This window comes from Frigoribacterium sp. CF331, from assembly GCF_057787905.1.
This window is the reverse complement of record NZ_CM173545.1, coordinates 2,405,803-2,423,696: the sequence shown is the minus strand read 5'-3', so window position 1 is coordinate 2,423,696 and position 17,894 is coordinate 2,405,803. Positions and strand designations below refer to the sequence as shown.

20 protein-coding genes, 1 pseudogene and 1 riboswitch are annotated in these 17,894 nt (G+C 74.6%); of the genes and pseudogenes, 13 read left to right on the top strand and 8 right to left on the bottom strand.

Features of this window, described 5'->3' with window-relative positions; translation table 11 throughout:
• Positions 1 to 97 precede the first annotated feature (97 nt).
• Positions 98 to 661, top strand: a complete 564-nt coding sequence (locus tag AC3CCI_RS11285; RefSeq protein ID WP_354593273.1) for a TetR/AcrR family transcriptional regulator — start codon at positions 98 to 100, stop codon at positions 659 to 661.
• Between the two features lie 97 nt (positions 662 to 758).
• The gene (locus tag AC3CCI_RS11280) at positions 759 to 1,556 is read left to right on the top strand and encodes a dienelactone hydrolase family protein (protein WP_488627255.1); all 798 of its coding nucleotides are present in this window, start codon (positions 759 to 761) and stop codon (positions 1,554 to 1,556) included.
• Positions 1,557 to 1,786: 230 nt separating this feature from the next.
• Here the strand turns inward: AC3CCI_RS11280 and ribH are convergent, their stop codons facing one another.
• From ribH to AC3CCI_RS11240, 8 genes and pseudogenes are all read right to left on the bottom strand, one after another.
• The gene (gene ribH, locus AC3CCI_RS11275; protein WP_354593275.1) at positions 1,787 to 2,287 is read right to left on the bottom strand and encodes a 6,7-dimethyl-8-ribityllumazine synthase; all 501 of its coding nucleotides are present in this window, start codon (positions 2,285 to 2,287) and stop codon (positions 1,787 to 1,789) included.
• A 50-nt stretch (positions 2,288 to 2,337) separates the two neighbouring features.
• Positions 2,338 to 2,991: pseudogene (gene ribB, locus AC3CCI_RS11270) on the bottom strand (3,4-dihydroxy-2-butanone-4-phosphate synthase); the annotation flags it as partial.
• A gap of 2 nt (positions 2,992 to 2,993) precedes the next feature.
• Entirely contained in the window at positions 2,994 to 3,704 is a 711-nt protein-coding gene (locus AC3CCI_RS11265; protein ID WP_488627254.1) for a riboflavin synthase, read from the bottom strand.
• 182 nt (positions 3,705 to 3,886) lie between these two features.
• Positions 3,887 to 4,023: riboswitch (FMN riboswitch) on the bottom strand.
• Between the two features lie 226 nt (positions 4,024 to 4,249).
• Positions 4,250 to 4,942, bottom strand: coding sequence for a pentapeptide repeat-containing protein (locus AC3CCI_RS11260; RefSeq protein WP_488627253.1), 693 nt, complete (start codon positions 4,940 to 4,942; stop codon positions 4,250 to 4,252).
• Between the two features lie 75 nt (positions 4,943 to 5,017).
• Positions 5,018 to 6,442, bottom strand: a complete 1,425-nt coding sequence (locus AC3CCI_RS11255; protein ID WP_488627252.1) for an L-serine ammonia-lyase — start codon at positions 6,440 to 6,442, stop codon at positions 5,018 to 5,020.
• A gap of 70 nt (positions 6,443 to 6,512) precedes the next feature.
• Positions 6,513 to 7,028 (bottom strand): MarR family winged helix-turn-helix transcriptional regulator, encoded by a 516-nt coding sequence (locus AC3CCI_RS11250; protein WP_488627251.1) that lies wholly within the window; start codon positions 7,026 to 7,028, stop codon positions 6,513 to 6,515.
• Between the two features lie 71 nt (positions 7,029 to 7,099).
• Positions 7,100 to 7,714 (bottom strand): thermonuclease family protein, encoded by a 615-nt coding sequence (locus AC3CCI_RS11245; protein ID WP_488627250.1) that lies wholly within the window; start codon positions 7,712 to 7,714, stop codon positions 7,100 to 7,102.
• Positions 7,711 to 9,078: an MFS transporter gene (locus AC3CCI_RS11240; RefSeq protein WP_488627249.1), complete on the bottom strand. Its 1,368-nt coding sequence runs from the start codon at positions 9,076 to 9,078 to the stop codon at positions 7,711 to 7,713. Before AC3CCI_RS11240 ends, AC3CCI_RS11245 begins: the two co-directional genes overlap by 4 nt.
• Positions 9,079 to 9,247: 169 nt before the next feature.
• Between AC3CCI_RS11240 and AC3CCI_RS11235 the strand changes: the two genes are divergently transcribed.
• The 11 genes from AC3CCI_RS11235 to AC3CCI_RS11185 all read left to right on the top strand — a co-directional run bounded on the left by AC3CCI_RS11235 (position 9,248) and on the right by AC3CCI_RS11185 (position 17,837).
• Positions 9,248 to 9,385, top strand: coding sequence for a hypothetical protein (locus AC3CCI_RS11235; protein ID WP_199738651.1), 138 nt, complete (start codon positions 9,248 to 9,250; stop codon positions 9,383 to 9,385).
• 162 nt (positions 9,386 to 9,547) lie between these two features.
• Positions 9,548 to 11,560 carry a carboxypeptidase regulatory-like domain-containing protein gene (locus AC3CCI_RS11230; RefSeq protein WP_488627248.1) on the top strand — a complete coding sequence of 671 codons (2,013 nt, stop codon included), beginning with the start codon at positions 9,548 to 9,550 and terminating at the stop codon, positions 11,558 to 11,560.
• Between the two features lie 168 nt (positions 11,561 to 11,728).
• Positions 11,729 to 12,715 (top strand): aldo/keto reductase, encoded by a 987-nt coding sequence (locus AC3CCI_RS11225; RefSeq protein ID WP_488627247.1) that lies wholly within the window; start codon positions 11,729 to 11,731, stop codon positions 12,713 to 12,715.
• A gap of 134 nt (positions 12,716 to 12,849) precedes the next feature.
• Entirely contained in the window at positions 12,850 to 13,128 is a 279-nt protein-coding gene (locus AC3CCI_RS11220; RefSeq protein ID WP_488627246.1) for an acylphosphatase, read from the top strand.
• Positions 13,129 to 13,352: 224 nt separating this feature from the next.
• A complete protein-coding gene (locus tag AC3CCI_RS11215) occupies positions 13,353 to 13,871 on the top strand; it encodes a methylated-DNA--[protein]-cysteine S-methyltransferase (RefSeq protein WP_488627245.1) in 519 nt (172 codons plus the stop codon).
• 1 nt (position 13,872) lies between these two features.
• Positions 13,873 to 14,448, top strand: coding sequence for an RNA polymerase sigma factor (locus AC3CCI_RS11210; RefSeq protein WP_488627244.1), 576 nt, complete (start codon positions 13,873 to 13,875; stop codon positions 14,446 to 14,448).
• Positions 14,445 to 15,068 (top strand): methylated-DNA--[protein]-cysteine S-methyltransferase, encoded by a 624-nt coding sequence (locus AC3CCI_RS11205; RefSeq protein ID WP_354593287.1) that lies wholly within the window; start codon positions 14,445 to 14,447, stop codon positions 15,066 to 15,068. The genes AC3CCI_RS11210 and AC3CCI_RS11205 overlap by 4 nt, the downstream gene beginning before the upstream one ends.
• A 71-nt stretch (positions 15,069 to 15,139) precedes the next feature.
• On the top strand, positions 15,140 to 15,784 hold the full coding sequence (locus tag AC3CCI_RS11200) for a DNA-3-methyladenine glycosylase I (protein WP_354593320.1): 645 nt from the start codon (positions 15,140 to 15,142) through the stop codon (positions 15,782 to 15,784).
• A 23-nt stretch (positions 15,785 to 15,807) separates the two neighbouring features.
• Positions 15,808 to 16,713, top strand: coding sequence for a DNA-3-methyladenine glycosylase family protein (locus AC3CCI_RS11195; RefSeq protein WP_488627243.1), 906 nt, complete (start codon positions 15,808 to 15,810; stop codon positions 16,711 to 16,713).
• Between the two features lie 44 nt (positions 16,714 to 16,757).
• Positions 16,758 to 17,435: a hypothetical protein gene (locus AC3CCI_RS11190; RefSeq protein WP_488627242.1), complete on the top strand. Its 678-nt coding sequence runs from the start codon at positions 16,758 to 16,760 to the stop codon at positions 17,433 to 17,435.
• Between the two features lie 72 nt (positions 17,436 to 17,507).
• The gene (locus AC3CCI_RS11185; protein WP_488627241.1) at positions 17,508 to 17,837 is read left to right on the top strand and encodes a hypothetical protein; all 330 of its coding nucleotides are present in this window, start codon (positions 17,508 to 17,510) and stop codon (positions 17,835 to 17,837) included.
• Positions 17,838 to 17,894: the final 57 nt, after the last annotated feature.

Genomic DNA, 17,894 nt, shown 5'->3' with positions numbered 1-17,894 from the left:
GCCCCCGGGGGACGTCGAGCGAACCGGACGGTCCGGTAAGCGAAGTCCTCGCGACGAACCAGGTGGTTCGGTGGACACCTGCCCCTATGCTCTGGGCATGGCTCGACGACCCACCCCGCCGCGGGAACGACTGCTCGAAGCGGCACGTGCGGAGTTCGCGGCCCGAGGCCTCGCCGGAGCCAGGGTCGACACGATCGCGCGCGACGCCGAGGCGAGCAAGGAGCGGCTGTACGCCCACTTCTCGACCAAGCGCGACCTCTTCGACGCGGCCCTCGGCGAGAGCATCGGTCGCTGGGTCGCGGTGGTCCCGTTCGACGCCCACGACCTGCCGGGGTGGGCGAGCGCCCTCTACGACCACCTGGCTTCGAACCCCGACGACGCCCGGTTGCTGCTCTGGGGGCAGATCGAAGGCGTCGCCCTGCCGAGCCCCGGCGTGCTCGACCACGGCCAGCTCGAGGCGCGCCGCGACTCGGTGAAGGCCGCCCAGGACGCGGGTGACATCTCGTCGGGCTGGGACGCCGACGAGCTGCTGACCATGGTCTTCGGCGTGGTCCTCGCGTGGTTCGTCACCCCCGAGGCGACGAACCTGCACACCGGCCCGCAGCAGCGCCGGTGCGACGTCGTCCGCCAGGCCGTCGCCCGCATCGTCGACCCGGGCTGAGGACGACGGGTGCCGTCCGGCGCCGTGCGACCCGGCGTCGTCAGGCGCCGTGCGACCGGCCCGGCGTCGTCCGACCCGTCGGGAGTAGCGTCCCGGTGTGACCACGACCGAACCCAGCCCCGAGCTCTCCCCCGACCTGCAGCGCGTCCTCGACAGCGTGCCCGACCCGGGCGGCGTCACGACGTCGGACGAGGTGTACGCGGCGACCGACGTCGACCTCGAGGGGTTCCTCGCGAAGCCCGCCCGCGCCTCCTCGTCCGACCTCGTGCCCGGCGTCCTCGTCCTGCACGACTGGATGGGCGTCATCGACCACGTCGAGGTGCGCGCGCAGATGCTCGCACGACTCGGCTACGTCGCCCTCGCCGGTGACGTCTACGGCCAGGGCGTGCGGCCCTCCCCCGAGGAGGCCGCCGGTGAGGCTGGCAAGTACTACGGGGACGTGCCGCTCTTCCGTTCGCGGTTGCTCGCGAACCTCGAGCGGCTTCGGGCCGAGCCCGGGGTCGACCCGTCGCGGATCGCCGTGATGGGCTACTGCTTCGGCGGTTCGGGGGCCCTCGAGTTGGCCCGCGCGGGTGCCGACGTCGCCGGGGTCGTGTCGTTCCACGGCGGACTCGGCACCGGCATGCCGGCCGAGAAGGGGGCCGTCACGGCGCCGTTGCTCGTCATGACGGGCGCGGCCGACCCGGTCGTCCCCGACGAGGCGGTGGTCGCGTTCGAGGACGAGATGCGGGCCGCCGAGGCACCCGACTGGCAGGTGCTCAGCTACAGCGGCGTCATGCACGCCTTCGCGGTGCCGGGCACCGACGCACCCGACCACGGCGCCCGGTACGACGCCCGCGCCGACCGGCGCTCGTGGCAGCAGCTCGAGGCGTTCCTCGCCGAGGTCTTCGCCTAGCCGCTCGCCTCGCCGCGCCCCGCCTCGCCTGCGGATCGTCCCGGGCGGGCACGACGCGACACGAAGGCATTCGCGCGCCGCTCACCTCCGCTGGTGAGCGGAGCGTCGTCGTCCGTTCGACCGCTCCGGCCCGCTCAGAGCGGTCGCGGGGGTCGCGGAAGGCACACGAGGAGGCGCGGCCCGGCGCACCCGAGGAGGCGCGGCTCGAGGGGACCCGCGCCTCGCAGGACCTAGAAGCCGGCGACCCGCGCGGTGCCGGCGCGCTCGACCTCGCGCAGCCGGACGGCCGTGGTGATCGCCGCGTGGGCGGCCTCGGCTCCCTTGTCCTCCTTCGAGCCGGGCAGGCCGGCCCGGTCGAGGCCCTGCTGCTCGTCGTCGAGGGTGAGCACGCCGAAGCCGACCGGCTTGCCGGTGTCGAGGGTGACCCGCAGCAGGCCCGAGGTGGCCGCGTCGGACACGTACTCGAAGTGGGGCGTGCCGCCGCGGATGATCACGCCGAGCGCCACCACGGCGTCGGCCCCGGCCTCGAGGGCGGCCTTCGCCACCACGGGCAGCTCGAAGCTGCCGGGGACACGGACGACCGTGGCCGTGGCGCCGAGGCGCTCGACGGTCGCCAGTGCACCGGCCAGCAGGCCGTCGGTGATGGTCTCGTGCCAGGTGCCGGCGACGATCGTCACGCGGACTCCCGTGCCGTCGACGTCGGGTTCGGTGGGGGCTCCTGCTCCGCTCATGCGGGGTCTCCTTCGAGGGTGGTGTGGGTGTGGTCGTGGGGTCCGGCGGTCGGCGCGTCCAGGTCGCGGTCGCCCAGCCAGGTGACGAGGTCGGCGATGGTGACGACGGGCACGCCCTCGCGGGCTCCGAAGTCGAGCAGGGCCGGCAGGCGCATCATCTCGCCGTCGTCGCCGACGATCTCGCTGATGACGGCGACCGGTCGCAGACCCGCGGCCTTCATCAGGTCGACGGACGCCTCGGTGTGTCCGTCACGTTCGCGGACGCCGCCGGCCCGGGCCCGCAACGGGAGGATGTGCCCCGGGCGGTGCAGGTCGTCACGGACGCTGGTCGCGGACGCGAGGGTGCGCAGCGTCGTCGCCCGGTCGGAGGCGCTGATGCCGGTCGTCACGCCGACCGCCGCGTCGACGCTCACCGTGTAGGCCGTGCCGCGGGCGTCCTCGTTGCGGGCGACCATGGGCGGCAGGTCGAGCCGGTCGGCGATCTCGTCCGTCATCGGCGCACAGACGAACCCCGACGACACCCGCACCGTCCAGGCGAGCCACTCGGGCGAGGCGAGCTCGGCCGACAGCACGACGTCGCCCTCGTTCTCGCGGGACTCGTCGTCGACCACCACGACCGGTCGGCCGCGTCGGAGGTGCTCCAGGGCCAGCTCGATCGGTGCGGGGCGCGAGGCGGGCCGCGCCTCCTCGGAGGGCGTCGTCACCGTCACGGCCGGTCCGCCGCCGCGGCGGACGCGTCGGGTTCGTCGACCCCGTCGCTCCGGTCGTCCGCCGGGCTCGAGGCGACGTCGCCCGGGTCGGCCGAGCCCAGGGCGTCGAGCCGCAGCATCCGTCGCACGTGCCGGGCGAGGACGTCGGTCTCGACGTTGACCCGGTCGCCGACGGCCTTGCCGCCGAGGGTCGTCACGGCGAGGGTCTCGGGGATCAGGCTGACCTCGAACCACCCCGGGGCCTCACCGGGCTCGCTGATCGCGCTGACCGTGAGGCTGACGCCGTCCAGGGTGACCGACCCCTTGTCGACCAGCAGGGGCGCGAGGTCGTCGGCGAGGTCGAACCGCACGCGTCGCCACGCGTCGCCCTGCTCGATCTCGACGACCGTGGCCGTGCCGTCGACGTGGCCCTGCACGATGTGGCCACCGAGCCGGTCACCGACGCGGGCGGCACGCTCGAGGTTGACGGGCGTGCCCGGTCCGAACGAGCCCACGGTGCTCATGGCGAGGGTCTGACGCATCACGTCCGCCGTGAACGCGTCGCCCTGCTGAGCGACCACGGTCAGGCAGACCCCGCTGACCGAGATCGAGTCGCCGTGCGCGGCGTCCACCAGGACGGCCGGGCCGTGCACGGTCAGGCGGACGCTGTCGCCCTGGTCGTCGACCCGCTCGACGCGTCCGAGTTCTTCGACGAGGCCGGTGAACATCAGCGCACCGCCGTGGCCGTCGTGCCGTGCGGGCGTCGTGCCCCCACGGGTCGCGTGCGGGGCGCGGTCGCTGCCTGCGTCGTCATGTCGTCCTCCGGTCTGCCTGGCTCTGCCGAGGGCTCTCCGGGGGTGCGCGACGCGAGGGTCGGCATCGGCCAGGGGTCCGCGGACGGACGACCGGGCCCGCGCACCTCTCATCCGGACTATGACCGTCGGTACCGGAGTTCCACCGGTTCAACCGGGCCCCCACCTCTCGGTGACGACACGGGTCGCGGACTGTGACCGCCGGCTCAGATTTTCACTGACCCCGGAGCGCGTTGCTCTGTCGGCGACGATAGCACCGCCGCGCGGGCCGCCGCCGTCGTGTTCGGCGACGGCGTAGCGCGGCGGGACGCGGACGACGCCACGAGATGGGCACGCCGCCACGAGATGACGTGGCGCTGTGCCCACATCGTGGCGTCGTGCCCACATCGTGGTGCTGTGCCCACATCGTGGCGCGGTGCCCACCCCGCGCGACGGTTCCCACCCGAAGGCACGGCACCGGCTCAGCCGACGACGAGCCCGAGGTGCGCCGCCATCGTCGGGGCGAACGCGGCCAGCTGCAGGTCGTCGATGGTCGCGCCCCGCAACCCCTCGAAGCCGTCGATGCGCGAGAAGTCGCTCGTGCGCAGGTCGGTGTGCGACAGGGAGGCGCGGGTCACGTCGAGCGTGCCGACGCGGCAGTCGACGAGCGCGACCCGCAGGGCCTGCACCCCGCCGAGGTCGAGCTCGCCGATCGTGCACCCCTCGATCACGACGTCGGTGAGTCGTGCCGACCGCAGGTTGAGGTAGTCGATCTTGCCGCCGACCACGAGCACCGAGCGCAGCTCGGCGTCGAACAGCTCGGCCGACCCCCACCGCGGCCGTTCGACCCGGACGTCTCGCCAGGTGCTGCGCGACGCGGCGAGCTCGGGCGCGAACGAGTCGGTGAGCACCGACTCGACGAACCGGGCGCCACGGAGGCGGGCCGACCCCAACCGGGGCGACTCGAAGACGCACTCGGTGAACTCGGCCCCCTCGAAGTCGCGGTCCGTGAGGTCGGCGTCGACGTACCGCTCGAGCTCTCGACCGTCGTGCGGCCCGAGCAGGTCGGTGCCGAGGTCGACGAGGCCCTGCGGGTCGACGGGGTCGAGCCGCGGGGCGTCGGTGCCACCCGGGGTCGCGGGGCGGGACGACGAGGGGCGGCGCGGCGGGGTCATGCGACGAGGCTAGCGGCGGCCCCCGACACGACCCGCGCCTCCTCGGACGGGCCCCGGCCCCTCAGCCGCCCGCCCTCAGCACTCGATGACGTTGACGGCGAGGCCGGCGCGGCTGGTCTCTTTGTAGCTGTCCTTCATGTCGCGGCCGGTCTGGCGCATGGTCTCGATGACGGTGTCGAGGCTGACCACGTGGCTGCCGTCGCCCAGCAGGGCCATGCGGGTCGCGGCGACCGCCGTGCCCGCCGCGATGGCGTTGCGCTCGATGCAGGGCACCTGCACGAACCCGCCGACGGGGTCGCAGGTGAGGCCGAGGTGGTGCTCCATGGCGATCTCGGCGGCGTTCTCGACCTGGCGCGGCGTGCCGCCGAGCAGGGCCGTCAGGGCGCCGGCCGCCATCGACGCCGCCGAGCCGACCTCGCCCTGGCAGCCGGCCTCGGCGCCCGAGATCGACGCGTTGCGCTTGTAGAGCGATCCGATCGCCGAGGCGGTCAGCAGGTAGGTGCGGGCGAGCTCGTCGTCGGTGGCGCCGTGGAACCTCATCGCGTAGTAGGCCACGGCCGGGATGATGCCCGCGGCGCCGTTGGTCGGTGCCGTGACGACGCGTCCGCCGCCGGCGTTCTCTTCGTTCACGGCCATGGCGTAGGCCTGCAGCCACTGCGCGGGCAGGTCGGAGGCCAGCAGCGAGGAGGCGCGGCCCCGGTCGAGCGCGGAGCCCCCGAGCGCGAAGGCGGTCGCCCGTTCGTCTTGCTGGCGCAGCATGGTGGCGAACTGGCGGGCGCGTCGCGGCACCTTCATCCAGCCCGGCAGGACGCCCGTGGCCTCGAGCCCCGCGTCGACGCAGGCGCGCATGGCCGACCAGCGGTCGTCGAGGCCCGCCGCGGCCGCGGCCTCGCCGTGCAGGGCGACCTCGTTGCGCCAGGCGAGCTCGGCTATCGAGACGCCCTCGGCGTCGCAGAGGCGCAGCAGGTCGTCGGCGTCGGTGAAGGCGAAGGGCGCCTCGGCGGTGGGCACGGCCTGCTCGTCGTCGCCGTCGCGCACGACGAAGCCGCCGCCGACCGAGAAGTAGACCTCGCGGGCGAGGCTCGCACCGGCGACGTCGAAGGCCTCGACGCTCATCGCGTTGGGGTGCCGGGGCATCCGGGTCAGCGGCGCCATGCGCAGGTCGTTGGGTGCGAAGGCGATCTGGTGCCGCCCGAGCAGCCGCAGGCCGCCGCCCTGCTCGACCGCCTGCTGCATGCCCGAGACGACCTGCGGGTCGCAGGTCTCGGGCTGCATGCCCGCGAGCCCGGCGAGCACGGCCGAGGGGGTGCCGTGGCCGAGGCCGGTCGCGGCGAGCGAGCCGTAGAGCACGGCCTCGACCCGGACCACGTCGTCGAGGCGGCCCGCGGAGTCGACGCCGAGCAGGAACTCACGGGCGGCCCGCATGGGCCCGACCGTGTGCGAGCTCGACGGGCCGATGCCGATCGAGAAGAGATCGAGAGCCGAGACGTGGTCGGTCACGTGCCACCTGCCTTCCGGGTACGCGACCACGGTACCCGCTGCCCCCGACGGTCAGGAGGCGCGGGCCGCCTCAGTTGGGACGCCCCACCTCGCGTGCCCGCTCGGCCATCGCGGTCGACATGCCCTCGAGGAACCGCCGCACGGTCTCGAGCTCGGCCTCGTCGAACCCGGACATCACGCGGTCGCTCATCACCCCGAGCGGCCCGAAGAAGGCCCCGGCGACCTCGCGGGCGCGGTCGGAGTACCGCACGAGCACCCGGCGGCGGTCGGCGTCGTCGCGGTCGCGCTGCACGTGGCCGACCCTCTCGAGCCGGTCGATCACGCCGGTGGCCGCACCCGAGGTGACGCCGAGCAGTTCGCCGAGCCCCCCGGCCGTCACGGGGTCGCCGTCGCGTTCGGCCTGCATGACGTGCAGCAGCGCCTCGAGGTCGATGTGGCCGAGGCCGTGCTGCGCGGCGAACGCCTGGGCGACCTTCTGCGACTCGGTGGTCAGGCGCTGCATGTGGGTGACGATCTCGTCGGCCTGCGGCGAGCGCGTCGGACGGTCGGTCTCGGCCGTGGCAGCCGGTTCGGTCGGGGTGGGCATGGGACCTCCTGCCCGACGATTCTGGTCGACGCGCCTGTGATCCGCCGTGATCCGCCGTGATCCGCGCCGTGTCAGCCGCAGGCGCCCCAGAGCCCGGCGCGCGACGCCTCGGCCGACGCCTCGGCTCCGACGAACCGGTCGCGGTAGCGGTACGCGTCGTCGTAGGTGTCCTCGCGGCCGTACCCGCCGGCGACGAGTCGCTCGTTGAGCATCGTCCCGTCGGGCGACCAGACGTACCGCAGCAGGCGGTCGTAGCGGTCGGCGTCGCCCTGCGAGGCGTCGGCCTCGAGCCAGACGGTCGACCCCTCGGGCAGGGCCGACGTCGTGAACGAACTCGCCTCGGGGCCGAAGCAGTCGACCGGGGCGTCGGGCTTCACCGTCTCGGGGGTGTCGACGCCGATCAGGCGGATGCGCTCGCGCTCCCCCGCCACCGTGACCACGACCGTGTCGCCGTCGACGACCCGGTCGACCACGGCCTCCACGCTGCCGACCGGGACGCTCGTGGGCACGGGGGCCGCACCCGCGCCTCCTGCGCCTCCGTCACCGGCGCCGCCCCCCGACCCACCGCCGAGGAGGCGCGGGAACGCCACGAGGACGGCCCCCGCCACCAGCACCACGACGAGCCAGGCCAGCCGCCTCGGGGTGAGGCGGCGACGGGCCGGACGTCCGGGTCGACGCGCGCTCACTCGGCGAGCCGCGTGCCGCGGAGCTCGGGCAGCAGGGTCGCGGCCACGGCCCCCACGACGAAGACCGCACCGAACACGACGAACAGGGTGGGCGGGCCGCCGAGGGCGATCAGCGGCGGCACCGACAGCGGGGCCGCGATCGAGGCGATCCGGCCCACCCCCGCGGCCCAGCCCGCCCCCGTGCCCCGCAACGCCGTCGGGTAGAGCTCGGGCGTCACGGCGTAGAGCGCGCCCCACGCGCCGAGGTTGAAGAACGACAGGGCCATCCCCGCGACGAGGATCTGCGCGACGCTGCCGCTGACCGCCCCGAAACCGAAGAACGAGGCCGCCACGGCCGATCCGAGCAGGAACGTCGCGAGGGTGCCCCGACGGCCCCAGCGCTCGATCAGCCAGGCCGAGGCCACGTAGCCCGGCAGCTGCGCCAGCGTGATGACCAGGACGTACTCGAACGACCGCACGAGCGGGAACCCGGCGGCCACGAGCAGCGAGGGCAGCCAGACGAAGGCTCCGTAGTACGAGAAGTTGGTCATGAACCAGACCACCCAGATCGCGACCGTTCGACGCGTCATGCCGGCACCGAACAGCCGACCGACGGAGGCGCGGGCCGGCTCGTCGACGACCCGCGCCTCCTCGGCGGTGGCGGTCGGGGCGGTCGGGGCGGCGACGCCGGCGGCCTCCTCGAAGGCGCGGACGGTGCGCTCGGCCTCGTCGTGGCGCCCCTGCGACTCGAGGAACCGGACGGACTCGGGCATCCTGAGCCGCACGAAGACGGCGTAGAGCGCCGGCGCCGCGCCGATCAGCAGCGCCCAGCGCCAGCCGTCGTCGCTCGTCGGGATCACGAGGTAGCCGACGAGCGCGGCGGCGATCGACCCCACGGCCCAGAACGCCTCGAGCAGCACGACCACGCGGCCGCGGATGCGCCGCGGCGAGAACTCGCTGACCAGGGTCGACGCCACCGGCAGCTCGGACCCGAGCCCGAGGCCGACCACGAACCGCAGCACGAGCAGCACGGCGACCGACCACGACAGGGCCGAGAGGCCCGTGGCGAGGCCGTAGAGCAGCAGGGTCAGGGCGAAGACCGTCTTGCGACCCAGCCGGTCGGCCAACGAGCCGCCGAGTGCCGCACCGATCGCCATGCCCGCGAAGCCGGCCGAGGCGACCCACGCGAGCTGACCGGCCTGGTCGCTCCACACGGTCATGAGCTGGGCGATGACGAACGAGAGCAGTCCGACGTCGAGCGCGTCGAGTGCCCAGCCGATGCCCGAGCCGGCGAGCAGGCGGCGGTGCTTCGAGGTGAACGGCAGCTCGTCGAGGCGCTCGCTGCGCGTCGGGGCGACCGGGGTCGAGGTGGGGACGGGGGTCATCGGGGGCCTGTCGTCTCGGCGGGTCGTCGGGGTCGGGCGGGGGTGGGGGCCGTGCGGGCCCCAGGGCAGTGTAGGAGCCGTGAAGATCGACGCCGCTACAGACACCGGGCCCGCCGCACCGTAGCCTCGGACGGACCGGATCATCTCGGTCCGCGACGGAGGCACCACCATGGCAGAGAAATCAGCGAAAAAAGGCACCGCGAAGGTGGCCGTGCGCTCCTTGAAGGAGAAGCGCGCCGACAAGAAGGCCAAGGGAGCGACGGGCAGCCACTCGGAAGACATCGTCTCGAACGTCAAGAAGCGCTGACGCACGACGTCCCCGAAGGGGCGCCGCCCTCGACGCCGGTCCGACCGGTCGCGAGGCGGCGCCCCTTCGTCGTCTGACGGACGGGGTGTGACAGCAGGCCTACAGCTGACATAACCTCGGAGTCGTGGCCCGCGTCAGGGGCGGGCCCGGAGGGACGACGACATGGTCAACGAGCGCATCAGGGCGTGGGCGGCGACGGGGGTGACGGTCGTCGTGGCCGGCGCCCTGGCACTCGGAGGCGCGACGAGCGCGTCCGCCGCCGGTCCGGGAACGGTCGGCTGGGCCGACTTCACCGTCGACGGGACGGCTCGTGCCTACGCCGGCACCATGACCCTGCCGGGCGACTTCCCGCAGGCGACCTTCACGTCGACCTCGCGCCAGGCGACGATCCCCAGCGGGTCGAGCACCTGGCAGGGCACGGGCACGCCCGTCGGTGCGGAGTACGACTCGAGCCGCGGCCGCCCGTACCTCAACCTGCGCCCCGCGCAGGACTCCCCCACAGCCGCCGCCGCGTCGGTCACGACCTACACCTTCGACCGGGCCACCCCCGCGAGCGACTGGTCGTTCGTCCTGGGCGACGTCGACGCCGACCAGGTGACCGTGTCGGCCACCGGGGCCGACGGTGCGGCCGTGCCGGCGAGCGCCCTCGGGTTCCAGAGCACCTACAACTACTGCCGCACCGCCGGTGGCCCCTCGTGCGACGCGGCGAACCTGCGCGACGTGCCCTCGTGGAACGCCTCCACGGGCGTCCTGACCGGCAACGCGGCCTCGGCCGACACCGAGGGCGCCGCCGCCTGGTTCAGCCCGACCGTGCCGCTGACGACGCTGACCTTCACCTACCAGCAGCGGGCCGGGTTCCCGGTGTACCAGACCTGGTTCGTCACCAAGACGTTCACGGCGAGCGGGGCCGTGACCGACGACGGTGCGCCCGTCGCGGGCGCCCTCGTCACCGTCACGGACTCCGACACGGGCGAGGTCGTCGGGTTGCCGGTCCGCACCGACGCCGACGGGGGCTACGACGTCCCCGGCCTCGTCAGCGGCACGCCGTACGAGGTCTCGGTCGAGACGCCGGACGGGGCCGACCCGCTCGACGCCCTGCCTGCGACCATCGCCGGCGACGACCTCCCCGGGCTCGACTTCGCCTTCACGGGCGCGACCGCGATCCCGGCCACCGCACCGTTGGCCGTGAGCGTCGTCGAGGCCGACGGGACCACCCCGGTCGCGGGGCGCGAGGTCGGCCTGCGGGTGAACGGCACGGGCGACCTGATCGCCGTCGCCACCACGGCCGCCGACGGCACCCTGGCCTTCCCCGGTCTCGACCCCGCCCTGACGTACGACGTCGTCGACCTCGTCCGCGGCATCGCGTTCGGACCCGTGACGACCGCCACGGGCGCCGTCATCACCCTGCCGGCGACGGTCGAGATCACCACGAGCATCGTCGAGCCCGACGGCTCGGCCCCGGCCGAGGGCTCGATCGTCGACATCGTGCCGGTCGGCGAGACCACGCCCGTCGCCAGCGTCGAGACCGACGCGGCCGGTGGCTTCACCGCCGGCGGCCTCGTCCCCGGCGAGGAGTACGACGTCGTCCTGAACGAGGACGTCGACTCGGCCGTCACCATCACCGCCCCCGAGACGAGCGGCACCATCCCGCCGCTGCAGATCGAGGCCCCGGCGTCCGTGTCGGTCGAGGGCACCGTCGTGGCCTCGGACGGGACGCCCGCCGCCGGGCTCGAGCTGTCGTTGGTCGAGGCCGACGCCACCGACCCCGAGCCCGTCGCCACCCCGACGACCGACGCCGCGGGCGTGTACCGGGCCGACGACCTCGTCCCCGGCACGACCTACGACGTCGTCGCGGACGGCGAGACCATCGGGTCGTTCACGGCGCCGTTCGCGGACGGGACCGTCCCGACGATCACCCTCGCCGCGCCTCCCGTGGTGACGCCGGTCCCCGACCCCGAGCCGACCCCGGACCCGACCGTCACGCCGGCTCCCGTCGTGCCGGCGGCCGGTGACCCGGGCACGGGCGGCACGGGCACCGGCGGTTCGGGCCGACCGCTCGCCTACACGGGCAGCGAGCCGGGCCTGCCGCTCCGCATCGCGGCAGCCGCCCTGGCCCTCGGCCTCGCGCTCGTCACCGGCTCGGCCGTCACCCGTCGCCGGGCGGGGCGCCGCTGACCGCGGCGGCCCCCGGGGCCTGACCCCGTGAGGCAGAGGAGGCGCGGTGTCCGTTCGACGGGCACCGCGCCTCCTGCGATCCGTGGGCCCGTCGACCCGGGGCGGGCGGTCGTGGTCGCCTCGACGCGGCCTGGGTCGTCGGCCGACGCGAGGGAGTTGGCTCGGGCCATGAAGAACACCACACTCGGCCAGGTCGACGGCGGACTCGACGTCGGCCGCCTCGGCCTCGGCCTCATGGGCATGTCCGCCTTCTACATCGGCAACAGCACCGACGACGACGAGTCGGTGCGCGTCATCCACCGCGCGCTCGACGTGGGCGTCACCCTGCTCGACACCGCCGACATGTACGGCCCGCACACGAACGAGCAGCTGCTCGGCCGGGCGCTCAAGGGGCGACGCGACCAGGCCGTCGTCGCCACGAAGTTCGGCAACGTCACCGACCCCGAGGCCCGCGCGGAGCGTGCCGTCGACGGCCGACCCGAGTACGTGCGCCGCTCGGTCGACGGCTCCCTGCAGCGCCTCGGCATCGACCACATCGACCTCTACTACCAGCACCGGGTCGACCCGCAGGTGCCGATCGAGGAGACCGTCGGCGCGATGGGCGAGCTCGTCACCGCCGGCAAGGTGCGGTACCTCGGGCTGTCCGAGGCCGCACCCGAGACGATCCGCCGCGCTCACGCCACGCACCCGATCACCGCCCTGCAGACCGAGTGGTCGCTGTGGAGCCGCGAGCCCGAGGGCGAGATCCTGCCGACCGTCCGCGAACTCGGCATCGGCTTCGTGCCCTACTCGCCGCTCGGCCGGGGGTTCCTCACCGGCACCATCCGCTCGGTCGACGAACTCGCCGAGGACGACTTCCGTCGGTTCGCGCCGCGGTTCTCGGGTGACAACCTGCAGGCCAACGTCCGCATCGTGCAGCAGGTCGACGAGGTCGCCCGGGCCGTCGGTGCCACGCCCGGCCAGGTCGCGCTCGCCTGGCTGCTCGCCAAGGGCGAGGGCATCGTCCCGATCCCCGGCACCAAGCGCCGCGCCTACCTCGACGAGAACGTCGCGGCCGACGACGTCGTGCTCGACGCCGAGCAGGTGCACCAGCTCGACGACGTGACGGCACCCCAGGGTGCCCGCTACGCCGACATGTCGACGGTCGACAAGTAGGTCGCCGGCACCACACCGTCGAGTGGACGGGACACCGCGGCAGGTCGTGGCGTCCCGTCCACTCGGCGGTCCGGGGGCGATCTCGGGACGGAACGGGTGGGGCCGGACCGAGGAGGCGCGGGTACGGTCGAGCGATGGACGACGTGATCAGACGCCGGGCCCTCGTGCACGGCTCGGTGCAGGGCGTGGGTTTCCGCTTCTCGACCGAGGGCGAGGCGGACCGGCTCGAGGTCGGCGGGTTCGTCCGCAACCGGCCCGACGGGACCGTCGAGGTGGAGGTCGAGGGGCGACCCGACCGCGTGGCGCTGCTGCTCGAGTGGCTGCGCGAGGGACCCCGCGGGGCGCGGGTCGACCGCGTCGACGTGAGCGAGGTCGAGCCGGTGGGCGAGAGCGCGTTCGAGACGCGTCGCTGAAGCCGTGACGCCGCGCGGGGCGGTCGGCGACACCGGGGACGGACGAGACCCGGCCCGGACGCTCGCACACACCCGACAGTGTGGAGTGCCCGGACCGGGCGTTCCAGGGTAACCGCTCGACGGGCCGGTCGGATCACCCGGACCGGTTCGGTCGGTCACCTCACATCTGCCTGGCTGGTGGCGTCTACGGGGTGGGTACCATCGCCGAGAGCCAGGAGGGCACCGTGAGCGTCCACACCACCGTCGACACCCCCGTCGGCTCGCTGACCGTCGTGGGCGGCGAGACGGGGCTCGTCGGCGTCTACTTCGCCGAGCACCGCCACCTGCCCGACCCGTCGGGTTTCGGACCGGTCTCGCACCGTGGCGTCGGGCTGAGCGACTTCGCCGAGGTCCGTCGCCAGCTGGGCGAGTACTTCGCCGGCGCACGCCGCACGTTCGACCTGCCGCTGGCCCCTCGCGGCAACGACTTCCAGCGGCGGGTCTGGGCGCTGCTGCGGGACATCCCGTACGGAGCGACCCGCAGCTACGGGCAGCTCGCCACCTCGCTCGGCAGCGTGGGGCTGGCCCGGGCGGTCGGCGCCGCCAACGGGCTGAACCCGCTGAGCATCGTCGTGCCCTGCCACCGCGTGGTCGGGTCGGGCGGGGAGCTCGTCGGCTACGCCGGCGGCCTCGACCGCAAGCGGTTCCTGCTCGGGCTCGAGGCCGAGCAGCCGTCGGGCCCCGAGACCGGTCGGCTGTTCTGACGTGGAACCCTTCGAGCGCGTCGTCGCCCGGCACGATCGCACCGTGTGGCGCGTCTGCCGGGCCGTCCTCGACGAGCACGACGCCGACGACGCCTGGAGCGAGACGTTCGTCGCGGCGCTCGTCGCCTACCCGTCGCTGCCCCCGACGACGAACCTCGAGGCGTGGCTGGTGACCGTCGCGCACCGCAAGGCGATCGACGTGCTGCGGGCGCGGGAGCGGCACCCGAGACCGGTCGGGACGGTGCCCGAACCGCCGCCCGCGCCTCCTCACGACGAGGCGTTCGCGCGGACGGACGAACTCGACGCGGCGCTCCGCGGCCTGCCGCCGGGGCAGCGACGCGCGGTCGTCTACCACCACCTCGTGGGGCTCTCGCACCGCGAGGTCGCCGAGGTGGCCGGCATCAGCGCCGACGCGGCGCGCCGCGCCTCCGCGGACGGGATCGCCGCCCTGCGACGCCTGCTCCGCGACCCGGACGCGGCGCCGCCCGCCGGAGCGTCGCCCGCCGCAGGTCGGGGTCGTGTCGCGACCCGCACCTCCACCCCGACCCCGACCCCCGAGCCGAAGGGCGTCCGATGACCGCCACCCCTGCCGACGCCGACGCGACGCGCGACCTGCTCGCCGGCCTCGACCCGGCCGACGGCCACCTCGCCGCCCTGCACGCACGCTTCGCGGCGTCCGCGCTCGACGCCGGGGCGGTCGACGTCGCCTACCGGACCCTCGACTCGCCGGTGGGGCGGCTGCTCGTCTGCGCGACCGACGTCGGGGTGCTGCGGGTGGCCTTCGAGCTCGAGGGCCACGACGCGGTGCTCGACCGCCTGGCCGCGACCGTCAGCCCGCGGGTCGTCGAGGCGCCGTCCCGGCTCGACGACGCGGCACGAGAGCTCGACGAGTACTTCCGCGGCGAGCGCCGATCCTTCGACCTGCCGCTCGACCGCCGGCTGTCGAAGGGGTTCCAGCTGACCGTGCTCGAGCACCTGCCCGACATCGGCTACGGCTCGACGGCGAGCTACGCCGCCGTGGCCCTCGCGTCGGGCAGCCCCCGGGCGGTGCGGGCCGTCGGCACGGCCTGCGCGACCAACCCTCTCCCCGTCGTGGTGCCCTGCCACCGGGTGGTGCGGAGCGACGGGACGGCGGGCAACTACCGTGGGGGCATGGCGGCGAAGCAGACCCTGATCGACCTCGAGGCGCACGCGTGAGCGACGTCGCGGGCCGGAGCGCCCCGGACGCCGGCACCGGCACCGCTCCCGGCCTCGCGGGCACCGGGGTCGTGGTCGGCGACGACGGCCTGGCCCGCCCGGTCTGGGCCTCGACCGACCCGCTGCTCCGCGACTACTACGACACCGAGTGGGGCCTGCCGGTCCGGGACGAGCGGGGACTGTTCGAGCGACTGAGCCTCGAGGCGTTCCAGTCGGGGTTGTCGTGGGCGACGATCCTGCGCAAGCGTCCGGCGTTCCGCGCGGCCTTCGCCGACTTCGACCCCGAGGTCGTCGCGCGCTTCGACGACGACGACCGGGCCCGGCTGATGGCCGACGCAGGCATCGTGCGCAACCGTCTCAAGGTCGACGCGACGATCCGCAACGCGCGGGCGACGCTCGACCTGCGGGCGGAGGGCGGTCTCGTCGACCTCGTCTGGTCGTTCCGGCCCGCCGAGACGCCCCGGCCCCGCACGATGGCCGAGGTGCCGACGACCTCCGCCGAGTCGATCGCGCTGTCGAAGGCGCTCAAGGCGAAGGGGTTCACCTTCGTGGGGCCGACCACCATGCACGCCCTCATGGAAGCCGCCGGCATCGTCGACACCCACCTCGTCGACAGCCACCGCCGCGGGTCGTCCGGGGTGTGGGGTGACGACGGTCGGCCCGTGGCGGCCGGCGGCGCTGCGGTGGCCGGCGGCGGCCGGGCGGCCGGGTCGTGACGGACTCACCCGAGGCGGTTCCGGTGCGCGGCGCGACGGCCTCGCGGTTCACCCTCGAACCCGTCGGCGCCTGGGACCACCGGCACGCCGTGGGGTTGCTGGCCGCGCACAGCGTGCCGGGGGCCGAGGCCACCGACGTCGGTGCGGCGACGCACGCGCGACTGGTCGAGCTGGGCTCGGGGGCCGAGCGCGCCTCCCACCGGCTGGACCTGTCGCTCGCGTCGACCGGGGTCGACGTCGCGGTGACCGGGCCCGACGGCGTGGTGCCGACGGAGGCGACGGTCGCCGAGGCCGGACGCGTCGTCCGCGCCTGGCTCGACCTCGACACCGACCTCGACGACGTCGAACGGGGCTTCGCCGGTGACCCGGTGCTCGGGCCGCTCGTCGCGGGGCGGCCGGGCATCCGCGTGACGGGCAACCCCGACGGGTTCGAGACGGCCGTGATGACCGTGCTCGGGCAGCAGGTCTCGCTCGCCGCGGCCCGCACCTTCACCGGCAGGCTCGTCGCGGCCCACGGCGATCCGGTCGCGGGGACGGGCCTCACGCGGTTCCCCCGGGCCGACCGGCTGGCGGCCGTCGACGTCGACGAGCTGCGGGCCGCGGTCGGGGTGACGAACAGCCGGGCGCGGACGATCCACGCCCTGGCCGAGGTCGTCGCCGACGGGCTCGTGATCGCGCCCGACGTCGACCACGCCGACGCCCGTCGACGCCTGCTCGCCGTGCCCGGCATAGGCCCGTGGACGGTCGAGTACCTCGCGGTGCGCGCCCTCGGCGACCGCGACGCCTGGCCCGCGGGCGACCTCGTGCTGCGTCGCGTGATGGGCGGACTCACGACGAAGCAGGCCGAGGCCGCCGGAGCGGCGTGGTCGCCCTGGCGCGCCTACGCGCTGTTCCACCTCTGGGCCGCGGTGCTGCCGACCGCGTCGTGAGGCGCCCAGCGCCGCCGATGCGACGGATCGTCGATGCTTGCCCCGTGGACGTCGACGGCACCCTCGAGCGCGTCACCGCGCATCGCGACGCGGAGGAGTTCGAGGAGGCGCGGGTCCTGTTGCGAGCGCTGGCCGAGCAGGCGCCGAGGGACCTGGTCGTCCGCATGGCCCTGGCCGACTTCGCCCGCGCCGAGGGCCACGTGGACCGGGCGGCCCGCTGGGGCATCGTGATCGACGGGTACACGACGGCGCACGAACGTCGGGTGTTCTGGCGGGTGCTGACCGGGATCACCACCGTCGACCGTCTCCGCACGTACCTGAGGCTCCGACCCGGCAGCGACCTGCCGCGGGACCTCACAGCGATCCTGCCCCCGCACCTCGGGGGCACCCACGTCGACGGGTCCTACCGAAAGCGCTGGGACGACGACGGATGGCAGTTGTCGGGACCCGTCGACGAGATGCTCCTGCCGCTCTGGACGACGTCCGTCCTGCCAGGTGTGTCGGCCGTGCTCTGGAGGGGGCGGCTGGACGCCCCGTCGACGCTGACGGCCGTGGTGTCGACGATCGTCGTGGTCGCGAGCATCGTGGCCCTCGTCGCCTGGATCGTCCACGGCGTCCGCTCGCGGACGATCGTCTTCCCGTCGATCGCCTCGCTCCTGCTCGTGGCCGGTCTCGTCTTCGCGGTGGGCGCGGTGTCGGGATGGGACGGTCGCCCTGCATGACGCGGGCGTCGGAGGGGCGACGCGCCTAGCGTCGGAGGCCCCGTCACGATCCCGGCCAGGAGAGGCACGACCATGACCAGCGACAGCACCCCCGACGACCAGGCCGCGGTCGAGGCCGCAGCCGTCGAGACGCACCGAGCGACCCACGGCACGGGCCCGACCGACACCCAGGGCGAGCCCGCCGGCGCTGGCGACGCGACGCCCGACGGTGACGTCACCCAGCCGCTCGGTGGCAGCCACTCGGGCGAGGACGGCTACGTCGCCGTCAGCCCCGGGGGCGTCTCGGGCGAGCAGGACGCCGCCCTCACGCTCGACGACGAGGACCCGCACTCGGCCGACCCCGAGGCGAACGCCCACCGGGGCGACATCGGGGCGAACCGCGGCGGCAGCGGCGGCCGCTGACCTCGCCGAGACCCCGGGAAGTCGCCGAGACCCCCGGGCGCGCGCCGGGGTCTCGGC

Coding starts and splice junctions, on each gene's coding strand:
- AC3CCI_RS11285 (WP_354593273.1), top strand. CDS start 98: ATGGCTCGACGACCCACCCCGCCGCGGGAACGACTGCTCGAAGCGGCA.
- ribH (WP_354593275.1), bottom strand. CDS start 2,287: ATGAGCGGAGCAGGAGCCCCCACCGAACCCGACGTCGACGGCACGGGA.
- AC3CCI_RS11265 (WP_488627254.1), bottom strand. CDS start 3,704: ATGTTCACCGGCCTCGTCGAAGAACTCGGACGCGTCGAGCGGGTCGAC.
- AC3CCI_RS11260 (WP_488627253.1), bottom strand. CDS start 4,942: ATGACCCCGCCGCGCCGCCCCTCGTCGTCCCGCCCCGCGACCCCGGGT.
- AC3CCI_RS11250 (WP_488627251.1), bottom strand. CDS start 7,028: ATGCCCACCCCGACCGAACCGGCTGCCACGGCCGAGACCGACCGTCCG.
- AC3CCI_RS11240 (WP_488627249.1), bottom strand. CDS start 9,078: ATGACCCCCGTCCCCACCTCGACCCCGGTCGCCCCGACGCGCAGCGAG.
- AC3CCI_RS11235 (WP_199738651.1), top strand. CDS start 9,248: ATGGCAGAGAAATCAGCGAAAAAAGGCACCGCGAAGGTGGCCGTGCGC.
- AC3CCI_RS11230 (WP_488627248.1), top strand. CDS start 9,548: ATGGTCAACGAGCGCATCAGGGCGTGGGCGGCGACGGGGGTGACGGTC.
- AC3CCI_RS11225 (WP_488627247.1), top strand. CDS start 11,729: ATGAAGAACACCACACTCGGCCAGGTCGACGGCGGACTCGACGTCGGC.
- AC3CCI_RS11220 (WP_488627246.1), top strand. CDS start 12,850: ATGGACGACGTGATCAGACGCCGGGCCCTCGTGCACGGCTCGGTGCAG.
- AC3CCI_RS11205 (WP_354593287.1), top strand. CDS start 14,445: ATGACCGCCACCCCTGCCGACGCCGACGCGACGCGCGACCTGCTCGCC.
- AC3CCI_RS11185 (WP_488627241.1), top strand. CDS start 17,508: ATGACCAGCGACAGCACCCCCGACGACCAGGCCGCGGTCGAGGCCGCA.